We start from the raw sequence: 22915 nt of genomic DNA on the forward strand, positions 1-22915 counted from the left end.
TTCGCCAAAGCCCCACGTCCTATGGTCGATAGCGACCGAACTGCCGATGAACGCGGCCCAGCGGCAGGGCAGGGGTGAAGAGCGGGATGTCAGCGGACGACGGTGTCCCGCTTCATCGGCGCCAGCTTCGCCAGCAGGCGGTTCTGCGCGAAGAACGGCACCTTCTCCTGTCGCATCGCAGCCTGAAGGTTCTCCACCAAGGCATTGAAATCGGCTGTTTGTATGCCGAGGTCTTTATGCGAGGACTTCATGTCCCGCCCGGTATAATCGCACCCGCCATTCAGGATGAAGCAGAACTGCTCCTTCAGCGTGCGGCGCAGGCGGACCATATCCTGCCCCTTGAAGATATCTGAAATGCGCGGATCGGCCATGCTGCGCGTCACCAGCCCATCGACGACTCGCGCGATCCCGTCCTTGCCGTGGAACGCCTTGAGCATGCCCGGCCCGGCAAACGGGGTCGCCCCGGCATTGGCGTTGCTCTGCGTATAGGGATCGACCGGGTCTTCCGGCGGGGTCACGGGCGCGGCCTGCACGCCGAGCAAGGCGGCAAAGAAGATGCTGATCACTGGATTTTCGGCTCCGGTTAAAAACTGCCCTGTAGCGACAGGAACGCGCCGCGCTGTCGACGTACCGTAGCGATATCGCCGAGATCGGCATAGGCTGCGGTAAACGCGACGTTGTTCGAGACCGACCAGGCTGCGAACACGTCCAGCCCGCGCTGTTCGCGCGCGAAGTCGAGATTGCTCGGCCGGGTACGCACCTCCGCACCGACCAACAGGTTGCGTTTGACCAGCATGCCGGCCGATCCTTCGAACTGTGGCTTGTATTTGTTGCTCAAATCCCCGCCGAAACCCAGCAATCCGAACTGGTTGGCCTTGGTGAACCGCACCGTGGCGTTCACCACCAAGGATTTCGACAGGATTACCTTGGTCGCGGCGACATAGAAATCGGTGCCGTTCGATTGCTTGCCACCGACGGCTGCGATGATCGGCGCCTTGTCGGCCCGCTTGTGCTGCACGCCGATCGAGATTTGCGGCAGGATTTTATCCTGATCGTACAATGCACTACCGGCCACTCTGACTTTCACGCCGTAAATATCCTGGCCGAACTTGAAGCCCTTGCCGAGGCCCAGGGTGGCACCGGCCTGGCGCGTGTCGAAGCTCTGTCGCGCATAGGAAATCTCGACCCGGTCTTTGATCCCGACCGCAACGCCGGCGCTGGCAAGATCGAAGTCCGGCAGCGCGACATAGGTCGCATGCACCTTGCCGCCGATTCCCGCATCCGTTTCGTTTCCGGCGATCAATGCCCAGCTCGCCAGCCCGCCGCCTGCCGCACCCTCGACGCTGCTCACGCCACCGGTCAGCAGCATCTTGCCGCCCTGGCGCATCTCTCCCGCCATCGCCGGGCCGGCTAACGCGAAGGCGATCAATGCCGTCATCAGCCGAAGCAGGATTTTGAGGCTCATTTCAGGAAGCTCCGGGGGATCATCAGCCCCGCTCATGGCCACCGATGGTTATCGTCTCGTAAACGTGCGGTTTACCGGTCGGAAAGGATCGCATGCCTAGGTCCGATCATGCCTTACCGCGCTTTTCTCGCCCTGTTGGCGACCGCTGCTACGCCAATCGCCGCTCATGCCGCGACCGCCAACATCGACGTGCGAGGTGCCGACGGAAAACCGCTCGCGGGTGCCGTCGTGATGATCGACACGCCGAAAAAGCCCGCCGCGCCGATCCGCTTCGACTGGGGCACGGCCATGGCCCAGCGCAACATCCAGTTCGATCCGCATGTCCTGATCGTGCCGCTCGGCTCGACCGTGACCTTCCCGAATTTCGATAAGGTCCGCCACCACGTCTATTCCTTCTCCAAGGCGAAGAAGTTCGACCTGAAGCTGTACGGCAAGGACGATACGCGCAGCGTCGTGTTCGATCGTACCGGCGCAGTGGCGCTAGGCTGCAACATCCACGATCAGATGAGCGCGTTCATCATCGTCGTCGATACGCCGTTCGCGGTGCAGACCGATGCCAATGGCCATGCCACGATCCCCAACGTACCAGCCGGCGGCGCGACGGTGCGCGTCTGGCATCCCTCGATCCGCGCGCCCGACAACGTCCTGGCGCAACCGGCGACGATCGCCGCGGGCGGATTCACCAATACCTATACGATCAAAGGCAAGTGACCCGCGCCCGCGCCGTCGCGCCGATCGTCGCGCGATTGTTCGATTTCCGCCACCTGCGCACGCGCCTCGCCGTGCTGTATGCCGGGCTGTTCGCGATCGCGCTGATCGTCGTCGCGATCGTCGCGCAGGTGATGATTCGTGCCCATGCCCAGGCATCGGTGCGCGCGGAGCTTTCCACCAGCGGTACGGTCTATGATCGCATCTGGGCGCTGCGGGCGAAATCGTTGACGGGTTCGGCCGACGTGCTCGCTCGCGATTTCGGTTTCCGCACCGCAGTGGCGAGCGGAGACCGCCCGACGATCGCCTCGGCCGTCGCCAATCTGCGCAGCCGCGCCGGCGTCGCCAATGCCTTCGTCGTGGAGATGAGCGGCGAGGTGATCGGTGATGGCCCGGCCGATTTGCGCGCCGCGCTCACCTCGCTTCCGTCCAGGTTCGCCAACGGCACCAATAATGCCGTTATCGCGAGCGGCGCGGGGACGTACCGGCTGATCGTCGCGCCGATCATGGCCCCGGTGGAAATCGGGCAGGTCGTCTTTGCCGTGCCGCTCGACGCCAACGAGATGCGTGCACTGGAACGCCTGTCGGCCATTCCGCTCACCGCGACGATGCTTCATCGCCGCACCGACGGCCATTGGGTGGCCACCGATCGGTTCGCCGCCGGCGATACCGCGCTCGATCGCTTCGTGGCCGGCGCGATCGTTTCGGCGGGATCGGCCCCGGCGACGCTCGATCTGCCGGGCGGCAAATCCTTCGCGCTCGCCATTCCGCTCGCGGGGCGCGGCAATACGCCCGAGGCGGCGTTGCTGCTCAGCTATCCGCTCGAAAAGGCGCTCGCTTCCTATCAGTCGCTGCAAATCGGCATCGCGCTGGCCGGCGTGATGGGCCTGATCCTCGTCCTGCTCGGTAGCCGCCGCCTCGCGAACGGCATCGCCCGCCCGATCGCCGCGCTCGACGCCGCGGCCAAGGCATTGGAGGAAGGCTCGCGCGCCGAACTCGCGGTCGAAGGTTCGGACGAAATTGCCCGCCTCGCCGAAAGCTTCAACACGATGTCCGCCGGCATCCTGGAGCGCGAACATCGCATCACCCATCTTGCGTTCCACGATTCGCTCACCGGCCTGCCCAACCGCACCTATTTCCGCCAGCAACTGGAAGCCGCGCTGATCCGTGCGCCGAAGATGGCCGAGAAGGCGGCGGTGCTGTGCCTCGATCTCGACGGGTTCAAGGGCGTCAACGATACGCTCGGCCACCCGATCGGCGACGCGCTGCTGCGCCAGGTCGGGCTTATGCTCGGCGATCTGGCGCAGGACGGCACGGTATCGCGCTTGGGCGGCGACGAATTCGCCATCATCCTTGCCGGTCGCCTCGACGACGATCGCCCCCGCGCATTGTCGCAGGAGATCATCGACCGGTTTCGCAAGCCCATTCTGGTCGATGGCCACCAGATCGCCACCGGCGTCAGCATCGGCATCGCGATCGGGCCGGGTGACGGCGCGGATGCCGACCTGTTGCTGAAAAGCGCCGACCTCGCCTTGTACCGTGCCAAGCAGGACGGACGCGGCGTATTCCGTTTCTTCGAACCCGCGCTCGACGCCGCCGCGCGCAAGCGCCGGCAACTGGAGCTGGACCTGCGTGAGGCGATCCTCACCGGGCAGTTCCGCCTGAACTATCAGCCGATCTTTGATCTCGCCAAGGATCGCATCGGCTGTTTCGAATCGCTGCTCCGCTGGCAGCATCCGACGCGCGGCGACGTATCTCCGGTGGAATTCATTCCCGTCGCCGAGGAAACCGGCCTGATCGTCGCGATCGGCGAATGGGTGATGCACGAGGCCTGCCGCCAGGCGGCGGAATGGCCCGCCCATGTCCGGGTCGCGGTCAACGTCTCGCCGCTGCAATTCCGCAATTCCGGCTTCTCGAACATCATCTTCCAGGCGTTGACCCGCAGCGGCCTGCCGGCGAACCGGCTGGAGATCGAGATCACCGAATCCGTCTTCCTCGATGGTGAAACCGGCGTGTTGCAGGTGCTGCACCAATTGCGCGGCATGGGCGTGCGCATCGCGCTGGACGATTTCGGCACCGGCTATTCCTCGCTCAGCTATCTGCGCAGCTTCCCCTTCGACAAGATCAAGATCGACAAATCGTTCGTCGATCGGGTCGCGCAGGACGAAAGCTCGGCCGCGATCGTCCATGCCATCGTCGATCTCGCCAGGGCGCTGAAGATGGAAACCACCGCCGAGGGCGTCGAGGACCGCGAACAACTGAACGAGCTGCGCGGGCAGGGCTGTTCGAGCATCCAGGGCTATTGGTTCAGCCGCCCCATCGAAGGCAACGCCGTACTGGAGATGCTCGCGGGAAAGATGTCGGCGGCGGCTTAAAACAGGCGCAGCCAGCTTATACTTTCCTCTCACGCGGCCAACGTGCCGATCGTCACCCAAGCGATCTTGGCGGTGTATTGCCGATCCGCATCAATGCGCGCATTCTGGGCATCAGGCTGAGAGGCGGCGAAAAGGAGATTAAGCGATTGGCGCGGATTGCCACGCTTCTCCCATGAATACGTCAACGGCGTCCGCCACGATGCGCGGGACGGTGCCGCCCGACCGATTTTCGTACCGCGTAGTCCGAACATTACCGACGACCTCGAGGGAGACAGACCATGACCATGATCACCACCACCGACGGTACCGAGATATTCTACAAGGATTGGGGCCCGAAGGATGCGCAGCCGATCATGTTCCATCACGGCTGGCCGCTGAGCGGGGACGATTGGGACGGTCAGATGCTGTTCTTTCTCGAACAGGGGTATCGCGTGATCGCGCACGACCGGCGCGGGCATGGCCGATCGACGCAGACCGCGACGGGCAACGACATGGACACCTATGTCGCCGACGTGATCGCGGTGACCGATGCGCTCGATCTGAAAGATGCGATCCATATCGGTCATTCGACCGGCGGCGGTGAGGTCGCGCGCTATGTCGCCAGGGCGAAACCCGGCCGGGTCGCCAAGGCCGTGCTGATTAGCGCGGTGCCGCCGCAGATGGTGCAGACTTCGACCAACCCAGACGGCGTGCCGATGGCGGTGTTCGATGATATCCGCGCCCAGACCGCCGCCAATCGCGCCCAATATTTCTGGGACTTCACGTTGCCGTTCTACGGTTTCAACCGCGATGGGGTGACGCCGCAGGAAGGCATCCGGCTCAACTGGTGGCGTCAGGGCATGATGGGCAGCGCGCTGGCGCATTATGCCGGGATTGCCGCTTTCTCGGAGACGGATTTCACGGCCGACCTCAAGGCGATCACCGTCCCCGTTCTGGTGCTGCATGGCGAGGACGACCAGATCGTGCCGATCGCGATCTCCGGCGATCTGTCGTCGAAGCTGGTGCCCGGTGCCGAATACAAGACCTATCCGGGCTATCCGCACGGCATGCCCGCCACGCATGCAGCCCAAATCAACGCCGATCTGCTCGCCTTCGCCAAGGCGTGATCGTCGACCCGGGTGGTGCGATCGCTCCACCCGGACCGACGCGGAAGCCGCCGCTCGTGGCCTTAGATGACGGTCATTTCGGCATGCCCGAAAGACCGCTCGCCTGCCGCAGCATCTGGCCGTCGAGGCGGTAGCCATCGAGAAATACGGTCTCGACATGGCGCAGGTTGGTGATGTCCTTCGATACGTCGCCGTCCACCAGGATGATGTCCGCGGTCTTGCCGACGGCGATCGATCCGGTCCGGTCGGCCATGCCGGTCATCCGCGCCGGCACGATCGTCGCGGTCTGTAGCGCAGCGGCATTGCTCAGCCCGGCCTGTTGATAGAGTTCGAGTTCGCGCACCAGCTCGAGGCCATAACCGTCGGTTCCAGCGACAATCGGCACGCCGGCCTTGTGCAGCCGCCCGACCAGCTCGACCATCTTGGTGAAGCTCTTGCGGAAATCGTCCCGCGTCAGCCCGTCGAACAACGGATAGCCGCTGATCTTCCAGCCGCGCACGACGGCCGGCGGCGCGACCTCGGTGAACGGCGCGTATTCCGGCGAGATCGCGCTGCCGTCCGACGTCATCAGTGGTTCCCACACCGTCAGGGTCGGATCGATGACCGTCTTGCGGTTGGCGAGTTCGGCATAGAAGGATTTCATCGCGGGCGAATCGAGATCGACGTCCTTGCCGTATTTCGCTGGCCCTTCCAGCCGCGCCGCGGTATTGGCCTTGTCGACCACGGCCTGCGGCATCGCCTGCATCATGATGAAGTTGATGTGCGTGACCTCGTCATAGCCCGCGCGTACCGCATCGAGCGGGCGCATGCCGGCGGCTACGTGGCCATGCACGTGCAGTCCCAGCTTGTGCGCCTCCGCGGCGCCGGGCGCGATCCAGGCCGGCGTCATTGACGTGTAGAATTTCACGCCCCACAGGCCCGCGGCCTTGATCTTGTCCACCGCGGCGATGGTTTCCGCTTCCGACGATACCGTCAGCGCACCCTGCGCGGCGAGCGGATCCTTGCGATCGATGATCACCGAGATCTTGCCGTCGGGCGCGAGCAGATCGCCCGAAGCGCGGCGCTTGAGGATGCTGAGCGATTCCTCGATTTCGGAACCCGGGCTGCGATAGTTGGTCATGCCGGTGGCGACGTTCTGCAGGAGCGCCCAATCGTCGCCGACATGCTGGTGCGCGTCCCACAGGCCGGGCGACAGCGTCTTGCCGCGCCCGTCGATCACCGTCGCGCCCGCCGGGGCCTTGACCGATCCGCCCGCGCCAACGGCGACGACCTTGCCGTCGGCGATCAGCACCGCCCGATCGGGCAGATAGGTGCCGGCGACCGAATCAAACATCAACACGTGATCGATCAGCGTGGCGGTGCGGTTGGCGGGGGTCAGGAACTGGTGTGCGACATCGCGCACCATCGCGGCGGTCGCCTTGTCCTGCACGTCTTTCAGGATCGGGCCGGCCTTCTCATACCCCTCGGGCAGAAGCGACATGCCGCCGGCATTGCCGAAAAACCGGTTCTGCTCGTCCAGCCAGACGGGGGAGGGGGAGAATCCGTAGCCGCGGATGAAGGCGAGCTTGACCGTCTTCGGCCCCGCCGGGCCGTCGATCCGCTGCGGCGGGCCGATCGTCAGCGTGGCATGACCGGTCGGCAGGAGATCCACGCCCTTCTCACCGGCGGCAACCAACGCCTCTATATCGTGTTCGTTGGCGAGCCAGGGGCCGCCATAGGTATTGTAGCGTCGGCCCGTGAACGGCGCGCTGCCGGTATCGATCGAAGTCTTCCAGCGTGCGATGCCGCCGGAATCGACCGTGAAGTCCTCCGTCGCGTCGCCGCTGTCGGTATAGCCGCGGATCGCGATTCCGGTCGGCCGCTTGTCCGGCCCGAGCGTCATGATCTCGTCGGTTTCGGTGATCCATCCGCGCAGCGACATCGACATGCGGTACGCGATGCGGCCGTCCGGCAGCGTCCAGGACCAGATGTCGCCATGCTTCCCGGCGATCGAGCTGATCGTGTAGTGCCGCGCGCCGGCTGGAGCCTTGAGGAGCTGCTCCTTGGTCGCCGAAGCGGGGGCAGGGGCCTGTGCCGGGGGTGCCGCCAACGCCATCGGAGCGCAAGCCGCGAGCAATGATCCAACTACCAACCTAAGCATCAGATACTCCCCCAAAAGCCCGAAGATCAGTCTGACAACACGTCGACGTTTAGGCAAGAATAGCGTTCGACGGCCGGAAGCGTCGTCGCGCGCTAGTTCTTGGAACGCGGTTCGTACGTGGATCGGACGTCCAGCAATGCCTGCAACATTCGCCCCGGTTCTTCCACGAACGAAAGATGGGCCGAATGCTCGAACCAGATCGCGCGCTTTTGCGGGGCGTGGAGATGCGCCAGCCAATCGGCCGCGATCGGGGCAGGCGTGGTGTAATCGTGCCGGCCAAGGAACAGATAGATCGGTACATCGAGCCGATCGATCCGCTTGAAGCTGAAGTCGATCAGCGCCGGCCACACCATCTTCATCGTAAGTTCGCTGCCGGCATCCCAGGCCTGTCGATCCGCCGTCGTATAGAGCGGCGAAAGTCGGCCGAGATGGAAATACCAGTCCGCCTCCGGCCGGTAGGCTACGAGACCGCCATAATGGATATTCCAGTTCCGCTCGATCATCGTCCGCGCGACCGAGAGCGGACCATCTCCCGGATAGGGTTCGAGCGCCTCCAGTGCGGCGACGGCCGCCGCGTTCTTGTTGGCTTTAGCCTGGGCCAGCGTCCATTCGAAACCGACCCGCTCGTTATCGCGCCCGTCGATCACCTGACCGACGCCGATATAGGCCCGCAGCAGATCCGGACGCTTGATCGCCACCGAAAGGCCGATAACCGAGCCATAGCTCAAGCCCAGTACATAGACTTTGCGCTGGCCGTAGCGTTTGCGCAGCAATTCGATCAGTTCGATGGCATCGTCTCTGTAGCGCTCGGATGACAGGGTTGGCGCGATCGTTGCCGGATCCTCCAGTCGATAGGAGCGGCCCGATGCCCGCTGGTCCCATTGCACTACGGTGAAGAAATCTTCCCATGGTCGCTGGAAGCTCCAGGCGAGCGGCATTTCGGGTGACGCCGGGCCACCATGGATGAACACCAGGATCGGGTTGGCGCGGTCCGCACCCCGCACGTTGACGACCTGTCGCGCGCCGCCGAGCGTCGCCACGAACGTCTCGTCCACGCTGTTTGGCGTGACGATCTTCTGGAGCCGGCGACGATCTCACGTCCCGGCGCGTAGATGTCGGTGGCGGGCACCTGCGCCGTCGCCACCATGCTGGAGGCGAGCGCAAGACCGAGTGCGATGATACGGATGGCGAACATGGTTCAAATGTCTCCGATCTACTCGGTCATTATGCCGCCAATTGCGATGCCGTGCCAAAGTATTATTGCGGCGAACGTGCCGCTCCTAAGGTTCGTCTTGAAAGGCGTCCTCGTCAGCGACGTAACGCGGCCATCGCCTCACGGCCCAATCGTGCCAGTCGCGGAAAACTCGCCGCGCGTTCGCGGGCATGGGCCGAGGCGGCGGTGCCGCGGATCACCCGGCCCTTGATGCCGTGGAAGATCGCGGCGAGGCGGAAGAAATTGAACGCCACGTAATAATCGTAATCCGGCATGCCAGAGCGCCCGGTGCGGCGGCAATACCCCGCGACATAATCCGCCTCGTTCGGGATCCGCAACGCGGCAAGATCGGCCCCGGCCAGACCGGCGACGATATCCGGCGGCATGCGGTACATCATCGCGTGGTAGGCGAAATCGGCGAGCGGATGGCCAAGCGTCGAGAGTTCCCAATCCAGCACCGCCAGGATGCGGGGTTCGTGCGGATGGAAGATCATGTTGTCGCAACGGAAATCGCCGTGGACGATGGCGCTTTCATCGCCCACCGGAATGTTCGCGGGGAGCCATTCGAGCAATGCGTCCATGTCCGGATCGCGGCCGGCATCGGCATCCTCCAGATATTGCTTCGACCAGCGCGCGATCTGCCGCGCGAAATAATTGCCCGGCCGCCCGTAATCGCCGAGCCCGACCACGTCCGGATCGACGCGGTGCAACGCCGCGATCGTCGTGTTCATCGCGTCGAAATACGATGCCCGCTCGGCATCCGGCACGCCGGGGAACGTCGCGTCCCAGAAGATGCGACCCTCGACCATCTCCATAACGAAGAACGGCGTGCCGATCACCGTATCGTCGGCACAGATGCCATGGATCTGCGCGACCGGCACGTTTGTGTTGGCGAGCGCGGAGAGGATGCGCGCCTCGCGCAACACATCGTGCGCGCCCTTGACGAGATCGCCCGGCGGCTTGCGACGCAGCACGTACGCGCGCGTCGGCGTGACGAGCCGATAGGTCGGGTTCGATTGGCCGCCCTTAAACTGCTCGACGGTCAGCGGCCCGGCAAAGCCATCGACGTTCGCCGCCATCCACGCCGCCAGCGCCGCCTCGTCGAAACGATGCGCATCGCGCACTGCGGTGGTGCCGGCATTGGCGGCCTGATCCAGAGCGCCCGCCATCGTCAGCCGTCCTTCCGGTCACGCTTGATCTTCTTGGCGAGGCTCCATTTGTGCACCTCGGTCGGCCCGTCATAGATGCGGAACGCGCGGATTTCGCGGAACACCTGTTCCACGATCGTATCGCCCGTCACGCCCGTGCCGCCCATCACCTGCACGCATTTGTCGGCAACGCGCATCAGCGCTTCCGACACCGCGACCTTGGCCATCGAGCTTTCCGCTCCGCCGGCGGCGCCGCTATCCAGCACCCCGGCGCACCAGTCGATCATCAATTCGGCCTGTTTCAGGTCGATCAGATTTTCCGCCAGCATGAAGCCGACGCCTTCGTGATCGATCAGCGGCTTGCCGAACGCGTGGCGGCGGCAGGCATAATCGGTCGCGATCTCGTTCGCGCGGATGCACGCGCCGAGCCAGCGCATGCAATGCGACAAGCGCGCGGGGGCGAGGCGGATCTGCGCATATTTGAAGCCTTCGCCACTGTTTCCCAGCATCTGGTCGGCAGGGACGCGCAGATTGTCGATCTTCACCACCGCGTGCCCGCCGGGCATCGACGAATCGATCGTGTCGAGCACGCGTTCGATCGTGATCGCGGGATCGGGCAGATCGACAAGGAACATGCATGCGCCATCGTCCGATTTGGCCATGACGATGCCGACCTTCGCGCCCTCCGCGCCGGTGATGAACGCCTTGCGCCCGTTCACCACCCAGTGATTGCCGTCCATCACGGCGGTCGTCTTCATCATCGAAGGGTCGGATCCCGCGCCGCCTTCTGCGGCAGGTTCGGTCATGAAGAAGGCCGATCGCGCCTCGCCGGCGACCAGCGGATCGAGGAAGCGCGTCTTCTGTTCGGCGCTGCCGACCTTGCCGAGCAGGAACATATTGCCCTCGTCCGGTGCGGCGGTGTTCACCGCGATCGGGCCGAGTGGCGAGAGGCCTGACTGGCGGAGTACGAACGCCGTCTCGCGTTGATCGAGATGACTCCCATCGGGCAGGATGTGCGGGGTCAGCACGCCCGCCGCCCGCGCCAGCCCCCGCAGTTCGCCGACCAGCGCATCCGACGGGCCATGCGCGCCGCAGCGGGGATCGCGTTCGTACGGCGCAACCACGTCGCGCACGAACGCCTCCACCCGCGCGCCGATCGTCAGGGCGCGCTCGCTCGGGCCGGTCGGGCCGGGGGCTTGATCGCTCATTCTGTTTCTCCTGATGATCTGGTCTTGCTCAACATCGCGGTCCCGATTTTGTCCAGCCGAGGCGCAGGCGTCGCCGCCCTATCCGCGCCGTGATCGTACGGCCACTGGAGAGAGGGATAGGTCGCCCGCCCCGGCCGACGTCCGCCTGTTACGGGATCAATACCACCTTGACGCAGTCGCCCCGCGCCTGCGCGGCGATCGCCCGGTTGATCTCGGTCAGGGGAAATTTGTGCACCAGCCGGTCGAACGGAAAGCGTCCCGCCGCATGATGCGCGATCAGTTCGGGGATGAACACCTGCGGGTCGCTGTCGCCCTCCATGATGCCGATCACGCGCTGTCCGAAAGTGATCATGCCAGCGATGTTGATGCTCAGCGCATCCTCGGCGCGGGGCGGCACGCCGACCAGCCCGATCATCCCGCGCGGCGCGAGCGCACCCAATGCAGCTTCGATCGCATCCACGCGTCCGCTGGTGTCGAACGCGAAGTCCGTGCCCTCGGGCAGGATCGCGCGGATCGCCGCGGTGACGTCGCCCGCCGCCGGATCGATCGCATGCGTCGCGCCAAGTTCCTCGCCCAGCGCCCGGCGCGACGCCACCGGTTCGACCAGCACGATCGGGCCGCAGCCCCGGATCTTCGCACCCATCACCGCCGCCAGCCCGACCGGCCCGCCACCGACGATCACGATCGCAGACCCGGCCGGGCAGGCCATGGATCGCATCACGCCCCCAGCGCCGGTCTGGAACCCGCAGCCAAGCGGTCCGAGGATGTCGAGCGGCGCGGACTCATCCGTCACCTTCACCACGTTGCGCGCCCGGACGATCGCGTGCGCAGCGAATGAAGATTGCCCGAAGAAATGCGACGATACCGGCTCCTCGCCCGTGGACAATGCGGTCGATCCGTCCTCCAGCCGCACGCCGGCATAATTGAGCGGCGGAAACTCCCGGCAATAGCTCGGCAGGCCCTCGTCGCAGCGCGCGCAGTGACCGCAACTGGAGAAACCCAGCACAACCCGGTCGCCGACCGCCAGCCCCGCGACGCCTTCGCCCACCGCCTCGATCGTGCCCGCGCCCTCGTGCCCCAGCACCGCCGGCAGGGGGTAGGGTGCGAACTGGTCGCGGAAGATCAGGTCGGTATGGCACAGCCCCACACCCGCGATGCGCACGAGCAATTCCCCGGCGCGCGGGGCCTCCACATCCAGCGTCTCGATCGAGAAATCGCCACGGGGTTCACGTGCGACCGCGGCTATCGTCTGCATCGAAACCAGCTCCAATCACTGCAAGGTGGCGGCGCGCCAGCCGCTCGGCGTCTGGCCGCTAAAGGCGCGGAAGGCGCGGGTGAAATGGCTCTGGCTGGTGAAGCCGATACTGTCCGCGATCGCCGCGATCGACAGTTCGGATTCGCCCAGCATCTCGCGTGCGCGTTCCAGCCGCGCCTTCATCACGTACTGGTGCGGCGAAATGCCCGTCGCCTTCTTGAACACGCGGCAGAAATGCGACGGGGTCAGCCCCGCATCGGCCGCCATCGCCTCGAGGCTGTGGTCAGCCTCGGGATGCGCCAAAACCGCGTTCATGATGTGGTGGATGCGGTGGGCGGAGAAATCGGCGGTGGGGAAGGGGGCATGGTTGGTGATCGCGGGGCCGCGCAGGGTATGCGCCTTCAACGCATCGAGCAGCACGTTGATATAGGCCGTCCGCTCGGCCGCTTCCGGCGCGTAGAGTTCGCCCAGAATCTGCCGGGTCAGCGCGATGCCGAGCGGATCGGCGAAGGCGAAGCGCATATGCTTGAACCGGTCGACCGCATCCGCGCACGTCAGCGACGCGATCGGCACGCTCACCGTCACCACGTCCAGTTCGCCATCGATTCGCCAGCCGGTCGCCTGCCCGGCCGGTACGATCGTCGCGCAGCCCGGGATCGAGCGCGATTTGCTCCAATCCTCCGCCTGCCACAATCGCGTATCGGGCTTGCCGCCGACATGCACGACGAACACCGGATCGACCAAAGCGGGCAATTCGTAGCTGCCGATGAACTGCCGCCAGCGCGCGAACTGCCAGTCGCCGATATTGGCCGAACGATCGGGCGCGCGGCCCAGCGTTTCGGAAATGATCGTCTCGTTGGTCGATGCACGCTCGGTCATCACGCTCTCCTCACGCAGCCCGCAGGATGACGTCGAGGTTCTTCAGGCCGTTGATGAAATTCGACCGGAACCGTCGCGGCGGTGCTTGCACCTCGAACCGACTAACACGATCCGCCAGAATGTCGAACGCCACCCGCAATTGCATCTCGGCCAGCCGCGATCCGACGCACACGTGCTGCCCGGCGCCGAACCCGACATGCTGGGCGCCCTTGCGCGCGATATCGAACGTGTCGGGCCGGTCGTAGACGGCGGCGTCGCGATTGCCGGAAATGTACCACAAGACGACCTTGTCGCCCTTCTTGATCGCCTGCCCGCCAATCACCGTGTCTTCGGTGGCGGTGCGGCGCATATGCATCACCGGGCTGGCATGGCGCACCATTTCCGGCGCGGCGGTCTTCAGCAGCGCGCGGTCGGCGCGCAACGCATCCCACTGGTCGGGATTTTCCGCGAACGCGATCACGCTGTGGCTGAGCGAATTGCGCGTCGTCTCGTTGCCGCCGACCAACACGAGGATCAGGTTGGCGACGAAATCGCGGAACGGCACCGGTACGCCGTCGATCTCGGCATTGGCGAGCAACGATGCGATATCGTCGGTCGGTTCGGCCCGCCGCGCCTCGAACAAGTCCTGGCTGAAGGCGAAGAATTCCGCCAGCGTCTCGCCCATCGCTTCCGGGCTCTGGCGGAATTCGGGATCGTCCTCGCCGACGAACGCGTTGGTCCAGTGATACAACTTCACCCAGGTGTCGCCCGGCACGCCGAGCAGTTCGGCCAGCGTCATCAACGGCAGCGGAGCGGCCAGGGTCGGCACCAGGTCGATCGTCTCGCCCAGCGGAATCTCGGCGACCAGCGCCTCGACCCGCGCGCGGATCCGCGCCTCGATATCGCCCAGCCGCACCGGTGACAGCGCCGGCATCACGAACTTGCGATAGCGCGTGTGGATCGGCGGATCGCGGGAGATGAAGGGAATGCCGATCGCGGATTCCCCCGCGCCCGTCAGCCCGACCTCGTTTTCGTTGAAGATGCGGTGCCCGCCATTTTCGTGCGCGGAGGAGAACAGCAACGGTTGGCGCGAAACCTCGACGATATCGGCGTGCCGCGTGACCGCCCAGAACCCGGCACCGTCGCTTTCCGGATTCCAGTGGACCGGATCGTTGCGGCGCAGATCGTCGAACGCGGCCCACGGCACGCCTGTTTCGTAGAGCGACGGGTCTTTCAGATCGGGTGCCTCGACCATCAGAAAGCCACGCGGATCGAGCCGCCATAGGTGCGCGGCGTGGACGGCACGAGGAAGTTGTACGGGAAGCCCGCGCCGCGCAGATCCAGCCCGTAGGCATAGGTCTTTTCGTTGAACAGATTGGTCGCGAACGCCTTGAAGGTGAAGCGATCGATCGTCAGCGCGGCGGTAATATTGACCTTGGCATATGCACCCTGCTGCAATTCGCTGTTCATCTGGCCCGTGCCCACCGCATTCTTCGCATTGAAGGGCGAGAAATACTGGCGCGAGAAATAGGCGACGCTGGGCGAGATCGTCAGGCCGTTCGCCCCGTCCTTCAACAGCGTGAAATCCACTCCGCCCTGTGCGGTGAAACGCGGCGCGAAGGGCAGATCGTTGCCGTTCAGCACCGTCGATTGCAGCGTCAGCTCCTTGTAGGTCGAATGCAGATACCCCGCCGCCGCGGTCAGTGTGATCGCGGGGGACAGGCGCAACCGTGCCTCGCCCTCCGCGCCGTAGACCTCGGCCTTGGGCGCGTTGACCAGGAACGAGACCGGGCCGGGCCGCGTATCCTGAACCTGCTGGTTCTTGTAATTGTAGTAGAAGCCCGCCGCCGACAGCGTCAGCATGTCGAAGTACCGGCCCTTCACGCCGACCTCATACGCATCCACGCGCTCCGGCTGGATATAGCTGATGCCCGACGACGACGTGTAGCCGCCGCCGTTGAACGCACCCGAGCGATAGCCGCGATTGTAGCTGGCATAGACCAGCGTACCGCTATCGAATGTGTAGCTGAGCGATGCCCGCCCGGTCAGCGCATTGTTGCGCCCCGGAATGGCGAAACGCAGCGCGGGATTATAGGCGCAGGTGCCCGCCACGCCGGGACACGGCACGGTCGTCGCCAGCGGCGTCTGCGCGCCGTTGATGTTGCCGGCGAAGAGATAGGCGAAGCCATCGTCGTATAGCGCCCGATCCCAAGTGTACCGCGCGCCGAGTGTCAGCACGAGCTTGTCGGTCAGGCTGTAATCGCCCTGCGCGAAGACGGCATAGGACCGGCGCGTCTGGCGATAATGCTGGAAGAAGCCGCCATTCACGCCCGGCCCGAGCGCGCTGCCGATATTGAACGTATTGTCGGTGACGGTGCTGTCCCAGCCATAGAAGCCGCCCGCGACCAGTTTCAGCGCCGCGCTGCTAAAGTTGAACCGCGCCTCTTCGCTGAACTGCTGGAAGCTGGAGCGCCAGTTGATGTCCAGCACGTCGAGCGGCGATCCGTCCGCTGCCTGTTGCAAATTCTGCTTGCCGCCGTCGCGCGAGGTGATGGACGTGAAGGTGAGTGCCGGCGACAGTTCGTAGGCGATCGTGGCCGATGCGCCGTACGCCTCGGTGCGGTTCAGCCCCAGCCGGTTCTCGTTCGTCTGGAAGAAGCCGAGTCCCGTGCGGAACGGAAGCAGGCCATGCACCGCCGCCTGCGATCCCTTGTCGCGCCCGCCATAGACCTTCAGCTTGATATCGAGCGGCCCGTCGCCCGGCCGGATGCGCAGGATCGCGCGACCTTGCAGCGTATCCTGCGAATTGCCGTCCCGACCCCCGACGAAGACGTTCTTTATCTGCCCGTCGCCCTTGGCGTAATTGCCCGAGATGCGCAGGCCGAGTTGATCCTCGACCATCGTCGTCTCGATCGCGGCCTGCGCGGTATAGGTGTTGAAATTGCCGTAGCCCGCCTCGGCGTAACCTTCGTTACCTTTCAGCGTCGGTGCCTTGGTGATGAAGTTGATCGCGCCGCCGGTCGTGTTGCGTCCGAACAAAGTGCCCTGCGGCCCGCGCAGCACCTCGACCCGGTCGAGATCGAACAGGCCCATGCCGTGGGCGGTGCGGCTCGCGAGATAGATGTCGTCGATATAGACGCCGATCGGCGAGGCCTGGTTCGAATTGTATTCGTTCGCCACGCTGATGCCGCGCAGCGAGAAGTTCGGCTGCGTCGTGCCATAGGGGCTGCTGACCTGCAGATTGGGCACCGCGCTGGCCAGCGCGGCCGAATTGGTGATGCCCTTGGTCGCCAGCGCATTGCCGCTGACCGCCGAGATCGCGATCGGCACCGAGAGGATCGACTGTTCGCGCCGCTGCGCCGTCACGATGATGTCGCCATCGGCCACGGTCTGCGCGGCGGGACTTTCCGTCGCCGTGGCGGGGGCGGTGGTCGCATCGGGGGTCGGGTTGGTCGCCGGGGTCGGATCGGCGGATTGTGCCTGCGCCGCCATCGGCAGCATCGCCGTTACGCCAGCGAGCAGAAGTCCGAATGTCTGGGCTTTCATATCCATCTCCATGAATCGTGAAGCTCTGGCTGGCTTCTATCGATTTCGGATTGATAGCGGCCATTGCCGCAAGCGGCTTTGCATGGATGTGCGATGCTTTTTGACAAATCTTGCGCACCCGTCAGCATCGGCCGCACGGCCTGCTAGAAGGGCGGCAACGAACGATAGGAGCGGGCGATGAACTTCGACGGCGAGTATGCGATGACGATCGATGGTGCGCTGGTCGGCGGCGGAACGACATTCAATGTCGTCAATCCAGCTACCGAGGCAGTGATCGCGCAGGCACCGGATGCTGGCCGCGATCAGCTGGACGCCGCCGTCGATGCCGCGCGCGCCGCCTTTCCGGGCTGGGCCGCGACGCCGATCGAGCAGCGCCGCGCGGCCCTGAACGCGCTGGGCGATGCGATCCTCGCCAATATCGATCCGTTCAAGCGTCTGCTCACCGCCGAACAGGGCAAGCCGCACGGCGATGCCGAAATGGAGATCGGCGGTGCGGGGATGTGGCTGAAGGGTGCCGCGACGCTCGATCTGCCCGTCACCGTCAACGAGGACAGCGCGGACCGCTATAGCGAAACGCGGCACGTGCCGATCGGCGTCGTCGGCGCGATCGCGCCGTGGAATTTCCCGATGATCCTGGCGATGTTCAAGGTCGGTCCCGCCTTGCTCGCCGGCAACACTATGGTGCTGAAACCCTCGCCGTTCACGCCGCTGACGACGCTGAAGTTCGGCGAACTGGCCGCGGGGATCCTGCCGCCGGGCGTCCTCAACATCATCAGCGGCGGCGATGCGCTGGGGCCGTGGATGACCGAACATCCCGGCATCGACAAGGTCAGCTTCACCGGCTCCACGGCGACCGGCCGGCGGGTGATGCAGAGCGCCTCGGCGACGTTGAAGCGCGTCACGCTGGAACTCGGCGGGAACGATCCGGCGATCGTGCTGCCCGACGTCGATGTCGAGAAGGTGGCCGAGGAATTGTTCTGGGCGGCGTTCCGCAACAACGGCCAGATCTGCATCGCGACGAAGCGGATGTACGTCCACAAGGACATCTACGAACCGCTCAAGGCGGCACTGGTCGCCTATGCGAAGACGGTGAAGATCGGCGACGGTGCGGAGCAGGGTACGCAGATCGGCCCGATCAACAACAAGCCGCAATATGATCGCGTGCTGGACCTCATCCGGGACGCGAAGGAGCAGGGCTACGATTTCCTGATCGGCGGCGATGCGGCGGACGTGCCCGGTTATTTCATCCCGGTTACGATCATCGATAATCCGCCCGAGAACAGCCGCATCGTGCAGGAGGAACAGTTCGGCCCAGTCCTGCCGTTGATCAGGTTCGACGATATCGAGGACGTGATCGGCAAGGCCAATGCGACCGATTACGGCCTTGGTGCCTCCGTCTGGAGCAAGGACGAAGACCGCGCCTATGCGATCGCCCAGCGCATCGCCAGCGGCACGGTGTGGGTCAACGAGACCCAGCATCTCACCCCATTCGCAGCCTTTGGTGGGATGAAGCAGTCGGGCGTCGGAGTCGAAGGTGGCCGCGAAGGTCTGCTCGAATATACCAACGCCATGACCATCACCCGACGCCGCACCGTCGCGAGTTGAACTGGGTCTCCGTTATCCCCGGCGGAGGGCCGAACATTGCCTCCCGTTACAGGCCCTGGGCGCGAGCCCAGGCGACGAAAAGATCGGGCCACGCCTCGGCCGGTTTGCCCATCGCGCGGCGCAGGCCAAAACCGTGGCCGCCGTTGGTGAACAGATGAGTCTCGACCGGAACCTTGTGTCGCTTGAGCGCGGCGCGAAAGGTGAGGGTGTTCTCGACCGGCACGGTCGGATCGTCTTCGGCATGGACCAGGAAGCAGGGCGGGGTGGCCGAGGTCACATTCTCGGCAGTGGAATGGGCGAGTTCGCGCGCGGGGGTGGGATGCTCACCGAGCAGCAGCGCACGTGACCCGGGATGGGCGTCGGGTGCGGACATGGATTCCACGGCATAGATCGGCGCTGCGATGTCGGGGCGGGCGCTCAGGCGATCGGCCTCATCGATGGGGGCGTAGGTGCGTGTCGCGAAGCGCGTGGCGAGATCGCCGCAGACATGGCCGCCGGCCGAAAAACCCATCGCGGCCACCCGTTCTGGCACAATGCCGTAATCGCGCGATCGGGCGCGGATGATACGCATCGCGCGCTGCGCATCGGACAGAGCGACATCCGGACCGGCCAGCCATCCTTCGCCGGGCAAGCGATAGAACAGCACGAACACGGTGAACCCGCGCGCCGCCAGCCAGCGCCCGATCTCATACCCTTCCTTGTCGATCACCACCCAGCGATATCCGCCGCCGGGCATCACCAGCACGGCCGAACCGTTCGGCACGCGCGGACGGAAGACGACCATGCGCGGTCGGGAGATGCCGTGGACCGCGCGATCGGTGACCTGATCGTCCTTGCTGCGTTCGTCCACCGTCTCGACCGGCAGGACGGCCGGCGCGCCGGGTGCGCCCATCGGCCACAGGTCGATCGTCTCGTTCGGTTCGGGCAGGCCCGGCACCGGGCCGTAGCCGGGTTTTCGCGCGGGCGGCGCGGTCTGCCCCTTAGCCGTGCCGGCCATTCCGGCCGCCAGCGTCGCCAGGATCAGCTTTCGACGATCGATCATCTTTCCTCTTTCGCTATGCAAAGAAAGACGGACGCCCGCCGTTGGGCGAGCGTCCGACAAGGTGGTCCGACGATGAAAAAGGTCAGATCTTCAAACGTGCGCCGACCAGCAGCGTACGCCCGAAATGATTGTTCTCGTAATTCCGGTTCGCATCGAGATCGGTGTAGCGATAGCGATACTCGTCGGTGATGTTGACGCCTTCGATCGAGAATTCGAGCCATTTGGTCAGGCGATATCGCACCGAAGCATCGACGTTGATCGTCGAGGCATAGCCCTCGAACACATTGCCGGTGCCGCTGTTGGCATCGACATAGGGGCCACGATAGCTGATCGATCCGCGTGCGCTGAACTTGGTATCCTCGTAATAGAGCGTGCCGTTATAGGCGACCTTGGAGAGGCCGAACAACGTGCTGGTGCGCGGCACGGCGGCCGGCGCGGTCAGCCGGCAGGTGAACGCCGTAGCGCAGACCAGTGTCGACGGGCCGACCACGCCGTACGATGCGTCCGATCCGATGAACGTGGCGTTGGCGATCGCGCCGAAGTTCGACAGGAAGCCGGGCAGGAATTTGAACGGTGCCTGCACCGAGAGTTCGACGCCCTTCAGCGACGCGCCCGTGCCATTCACCGTCGTGGCGATCGTGTAGAGCTGGTTGGGATCGAATTGCAGTGCGGCGGGCGAACTCGGCGGCAAGACGTCGCGTGTCAGGCCGGCCGAGGCCAAGGTGCCGGTGATCGTCTGCGATACGGGAAAGCTGCTGATCGATTTCTTGAAGAACGCGACCGAGGCGATCGATTGCGGTGCGAAATACCATTCGAGCGCCAAATCGTAGCTGGTGGCGCGGAATGGATCGAGGAACGGATTGCCGTTGGTGATGCGGTAGTTGAAGCCATCGACCGAACCGCCGGGGGTGAGATTGCCCAAGGTCGGGCGGGTAACCACTTTTGCGATCGCGCCGCGAATGATGATATTCTCGGTCGGGAACAAAGCGACGTTCAGCGCCGGCAGCCAATCTTCATAGTTGCGCTTCACCGTCGCCGATACGCCACTGACGAGGCCCGTCGACGTCTGATCGGTGCGGACGTAGCGCATGCCGGCATTGGCGGCGTAGCGCAGGCCTAGCAATTCGCCCTTCACGTCGAATTCGAGATAGCCGCCCTTGGTCGCCTCGGACACGCTGCGCGTGTTGCCCTGATCGACAACCAGGGCACGGCCATAGAGCTTGGTGAAGGCAGCGGCCTTGTCGATATCCGCCACGACATATTGCGTCGTCGTGCCGCTGGGCTGGCCCGCCTTGCCCAGATCGACCAGCTGGGTCAGTCCGGCAGCCGGGAAGCCGTAGATCGCGGTCGGGCCGAACACCGACGAGAGCGAACAGGTCAGCGTGCCGAGCACAAGATCCTGGCCGCCATTGCCGCAGACGGCGGTATCGCGCGTGAAGCCGACCGTTTCGAAGCTGAACTTGCGATAGACCGCACCGGCCTTGATCTGGAAACCTTCGGCCACATCCCATTCGGTGCGGATCTGGCCGGTGCGGAACTTGTTAATCGTGCTGGACGGGCGATCGCGGATTTCGGCGAGCTGGAACTCGTTCGGATCGGTTACGCTGGTGCCATAGGTCAGCTTCGGGCTGGCCATGTTGGTGTAATCATACTGGTAGCCCTGCGCATCCTTGTTATCGAGCAGGATGGTGGTCTCGACAGGGATGCTGGCGTTCGATTTGGAAAAGCCGCCGAGCACGGTGACGCGGAACTTGTCCGTCACGTCCTGATCGAGCGTGCCGCCGAGCTGGTAGAATTTCGTGCTCGATTTACGCACATAATGTTCGTTGCGATTGTAGACGTCGTTGAGCGTGCCCGAGATGATGTTGTTGTTGGCATCGTAGACGGGATTGACGAGATCGACCGCGCGTTCGTTCGACCGCAGTAGCACTTCGAGCCACTTTTCTTCGCGTGTTTCCTTGAAGCGCGAATAGAGGCCGTCGATCGAGATCTTGGTGGATTCGGTGGGGGCGAATTGCAGGCTGCCGGTGATACCCAGCCGCTCGCGCTTGTGTTCGATCACGCCATAGCGCGGAATGCGCGGGTGGAAGGCGAGCGACGCCTTGTCGCACGCCGCGCTCTGCCGGTAGACGCCGCCGCTGTTCGGGCGTGCGGTGGTGAAGGCGGTGGCCGCGCCGGTGCCGGTGGTGTTATAATAGCAGGGCGTGCCATCGACCGAGTCGAACTGCGCCTGTGCCCAGCGCACGCTGTTATTGCCGAGTTCGAGCGTATCGGATTTCGAATAGGCCGCCGACGCCGAGGCACCGAACGTGCCGGCTTCGTTGCGCCAGGACAGCAGGCCGGCGACGCGAGGGCCGACATTCTTGCTCAGATCGTTATACGATGCCTGGCCGGACAATGCGCCCGACAGGCCGATCTTGCCCGCCAGCGGATTGCCGGTGTTCAGATCGACCACCGCACCGAGCGAACCTTCGTCGAGCGAGGCTTCGGCGGTTTTGTGGACCACCAGCGAGGTGAAGAGTTCCGAGGCGAAGACGTTGAAATCGAAGGCGCGATCCCGGTTCGCGCTGGCGCCGTCGGTCGATGTGGCGACCGTTTCCAGGCCATTGACGCGGACCCGGGTGAATTGCGCGCCGAGCCCGCGCACGGTGATCGAACGGCCTTCGCCGCCATCGCGCTGGATCGAGATGCCGGGGATACGCTGCAGCGATTCGGCGAGATTCTGATCGGGGAATTTGGCGATATCTTCGGCGATCACCACGTCCACCGCGGCGACGGAATTGCGCTTCACGTTCAGCGCCTGTTGCAGCGAGCGGCGGAAGCCGGTGACGACGATCTCGTCTTCGGCCGCGCCGGGTTGCGCCGCGACATCCTGCGCATCGGTGGGTGCCGGCGTTGTCGTCTGGACCGGCAGCGCCGCGGGCGCGGTGGCGACCGGGTCGGCTGCGTTGGCGGTGGCCGGCAGCAACAGACCCATGGTCAGCGCGCCGATCGATGCGCCCCAGAAGCCGGCCCGTGCCGTCGTCCGTAGCCGCTGAACAGAATCCTTCATCGTCATTCCCCTCTTCGCGCCTTTCCCGACGCTTATGACACCGGTTGCCGATCCACGCGGCCGAGGCTGCGAGACGCTACCAAAGATCGGAGAGGGGAGGCTGGCTATGCCGGCCCGATCGATATCCTCTCCGCGACGACCGTTCTTCGACGGCCTGTCCTGAGCGATATGTGTCCGCTTTGGTAACCGGTGTC

The 22915-nt window shown here is 64.6% G+C and carries 16 protein-coding genes; 4 read left to right on the forward strand and 12 right to left on the reverse strand.

Going from position 1 to position 22915, the window contains the following annotated elements:
• Window positions 1–89: 89 nt before the first annotated feature.
• Both U1738_RS00650 and U1738_RS00655 read right to left on the reverse strand, forming a co-directional pair.
• Window positions 90–566: a group I truncated hemoglobin gene (locus U1738_RS00650; RefSeq protein WP_332787108.1), complete on the reverse strand. Its 477-nt coding sequence runs from the start codon at window positions 564–566 to the stop codon at window positions 90–92.
• Between the two features lie 17 nt (window positions 567–583).
• Window positions 584–1465, reverse strand: a complete 882-nt coding sequence (locus tag U1738_RS00655) for a DUF3034 family protein (protein WP_332787109.1) — start codon at window positions 1463–1465, stop codon at window positions 584–586.
• A gap of 108 nt (window positions 1466–1573) precedes the next feature.
• Here U1738_RS00655 and U1738_RS00660 point away from each other — a divergent pair, with 108 nt between their 5' ends.
• From U1738_RS00660 to U1738_RS00670, 3 genes are all read left to right on the forward strand, one after another.
• Window positions 1574–2176: a methylamine utilization protein gene (locus U1738_RS00660; protein ID WP_332787110.1), complete on the forward strand. Its 603-nt coding sequence runs from the start codon at window positions 1574–1576 to the stop codon at window positions 2174–2176.
• Complete coding sequence (locus U1738_RS00665; RefSeq protein ID WP_332787111.1) at window positions 2173–4548, forward strand: putative bifunctional diguanylate cyclase/phosphodiesterase; 2376 nt, start codon at window positions 2173–2175, stop codon at window positions 4546–4548. Before U1738_RS00660 ends, U1738_RS00665 begins: the two co-directional genes overlap by 4 nt.
• Window positions 4549–4826: 278 nt before the next feature.
• Window positions 4827–5654 (forward strand): alpha/beta fold hydrolase, encoded by an 828-nt coding sequence (locus tag U1738_RS00670; RefSeq protein ID WP_332787112.1) that lies wholly within the window; start codon window positions 4827–4829, stop codon window positions 5652–5654.
• A gap of 73 nt (window positions 5655–5727) precedes the next feature.
• On the opposite strand, the gene U1738_RS00675 is transcribed toward U1738_RS00670, so the two are convergent.
• The 8 genes from U1738_RS00675 to U1738_RS00710 all read right to left on the reverse strand — a co-directional run bounded on the left by U1738_RS00675 (window position 5728) and on the right by U1738_RS00710 (window position 17022).
• Complete coding sequence (locus U1738_RS00675) at window positions 5728–7749, reverse strand: amidohydrolase family protein (protein ID WP_332787113.1); 2022 nt, start codon at window positions 7747–7749, stop codon at window positions 5728–5730.
• A 137-nt stretch (window positions 7750–7886) separates the two neighbouring features.
• Window positions 7887–8849 (reverse strand): alpha/beta fold hydrolase, encoded by a 963-nt coding sequence (locus U1738_RS00680; RefSeq protein WP_332787114.1) that lies wholly within the window; start codon window positions 8847–8849, stop codon window positions 7887–7889.
• A 253-nt stretch (window positions 8850–9102) separates the two neighbouring features.
• A complete protein-coding gene (locus U1738_RS00685) occupies window positions 9103–10176 on the reverse strand; it encodes a phosphotransferase family protein (RefSeq protein WP_332787115.1) in 1074 nt (357 codons plus the stop codon).
• 2 nt (window positions 10177–10178) lie between these two features.
• Window positions 10179–11363 carry an acyl-CoA dehydrogenase family protein gene (locus U1738_RS00690; protein WP_332787116.1) on the reverse strand — a complete coding sequence of 395 codons (1185 nt, stop codon included), beginning with the start codon at window positions 11361–11363 and terminating at the stop codon, window positions 10179–10181.
• 148 nt (window positions 11364–11511) lie between these two features.
• Window positions 11512–12618, reverse strand: coding sequence for an NAD(P)-dependent alcohol dehydrogenase (locus U1738_RS00695; protein WP_332787117.1), 1107 nt, complete (start codon window positions 12616–12618; stop codon window positions 11512–11514).
• 15 nt (window positions 12619–12633) lie between these two features.
• Window positions 12634–13497, reverse strand: coding sequence for a helix-turn-helix domain-containing protein (locus tag U1738_RS00700; protein ID WP_332787118.1), 864 nt, complete (start codon window positions 13495–13497; stop codon window positions 12634–12636).
• Between the two features lie 10 nt (window positions 13498–13507).
• On the reverse strand, window positions 13508–14731 hold the full coding sequence (locus U1738_RS00705) for a cytochrome P450 (protein ID WP_332787119.1): 1224 nt from the start codon (window positions 14729–14731) through the stop codon (window positions 13508–13510).
• Window positions 14731–17022 carry a TonB-dependent receptor gene (locus U1738_RS00710; protein ID WP_332787120.1) on the reverse strand — a complete coding sequence of 764 codons (2292 nt, stop codon included), beginning with the start codon at window positions 17020–17022 and terminating at the stop codon, window positions 14731–14733. The genes U1738_RS00705 and U1738_RS00710 overlap by 1 nt, the downstream gene beginning before the upstream one ends.
• Before the next feature lie 177 nt (window positions 17023–17199).
• Between U1738_RS00710 and U1738_RS00715 the strand changes: the two genes are divergently transcribed.
• On the forward strand, window positions 17200–18627 hold the full coding sequence (locus tag U1738_RS00715; protein WP_332787121.1) for an aldehyde dehydrogenase family protein: 1428 nt from the start codon (window positions 17200–17202) through the stop codon (window positions 18625–18627).
• A gap of 46 nt (window positions 18628–18673) precedes the next feature.
• Here U1738_RS00715 and U1738_RS00720 read toward each other — a convergent pair whose 3' ends face one another.
• Together U1738_RS00720 and U1738_RS00725 are read right to left on the reverse strand one after the other, a co-directional pair.
• On the reverse strand, window positions 18674–19669 hold the full coding sequence (locus U1738_RS00720) for an alpha/beta hydrolase (RefSeq protein WP_332787122.1): 996 nt from the start codon (window positions 19667–19669) through the stop codon (window positions 18674–18676).
• Between the two features lie 82 nt (window positions 19670–19751).
• Window positions 19752–22721 carry a TonB-dependent receptor gene (locus U1738_RS00725; protein WP_332787123.1) on the reverse strand — a complete coding sequence of 990 codons (2970 nt, stop codon included), beginning with the start codon at window positions 22719–22721 and terminating at the stop codon, window positions 19752–19754.
• Window positions 22722–22915 lie beyond the last annotated feature (194 nt).

Origin of the sequence: Parasphingomonas caseinilytica (genome assembly GCF_036663755.1) — a bacterium.
GTDB lineage: Bacteria > Pseudomonadota > Alphaproteobacteria > Sphingomonadales > Sphingomonadaceae > Sphingomonas.

Excerpts from the sequence above, each read along its gene's own strand:
- U1738_RS00655 (WP_332787109.1), bottom strand. The coding sequence starts at position 1,465 with ATGAGCCTCAAAATCCTGCTTCGGCTGATGACGGCATTGATCGCCTTC.
- U1738_RS00660 (WP_332787110.1), top strand. The coding sequence starts at position 1,574 with ATGCCTTACCGCGCTTTTCTCGCCCTGTTGGCGACCGCTGCTACGCCA.
- U1738_RS00670 (WP_332787112.1), top strand. The coding sequence starts at position 4,827 with ATGACCATGATCACCACCACCGACGGTACCGAGATATTCTACAAGGAT.
- U1738_RS00675 (WP_332787113.1), bottom strand. The coding sequence starts at position 7,749 with ATGGCGTTGGCGGCACCCCCGGCACAGGCCCCTGCCCCCGCTTCGGCG.
- U1738_RS00685 (WP_332787115.1), bottom strand. The coding sequence starts at position 10,176 with ATGGCGGGCGCTCTGGATCAGGCCGCCAATGCCGGCACCACCGCAGTG.
- U1738_RS00690 (WP_332787116.1), bottom strand. The coding sequence starts at position 11,363 with ATGAGCGATCAAGCCCCCGGCCCGACCGGCCCGAGCGAGCGCGCCCTG.
- U1738_RS00695 (WP_332787117.1), bottom strand. The coding sequence starts at position 12,618 with ATGCAGACGATAGCCGCGGTCGCACGTGAACCCCGTGGCGATTTCTCG.
- U1738_RS00700 (WP_332787118.1), bottom strand. The coding sequence starts at position 13,497 with ATGACCGAGCGTGCATCGACCAACGAGACGATCATTTCCGAAACGCTG.
- U1738_RS00705 (WP_332787119.1), bottom strand. The coding sequence starts at position 14,731 with ATGGTCGAGGCACCCGATCTGAAAGACCCGTCGCTCTACGAAACAGGC.
- U1738_RS00710 (WP_332787120.1), bottom strand. The coding sequence starts at position 17,022 with ATGAAAGCCCAGACATTCGGACTTCTGCTCGCTGGCGTAACGGCGATG.
- U1738_RS00715 (WP_332787121.1), top strand. The coding sequence starts at position 17,200 with ATGAACTTCGACGGCGAGTATGCGATGACGATCGATGGTGCGCTGGTC.
- U1738_RS00720 (WP_332787122.1), bottom strand. The coding sequence starts at position 19,669 with ATGATCGATCGTCGAAAGCTGATCCTGGCGACGCTGGCGGCCGGAATG.
- U1738_RS00725 (WP_332787123.1), bottom strand. The coding sequence starts at position 22,721 with ATGAAGGATTCTGTTCAGCGGCTACGGACGACGGCACGGGCCGGCTTC.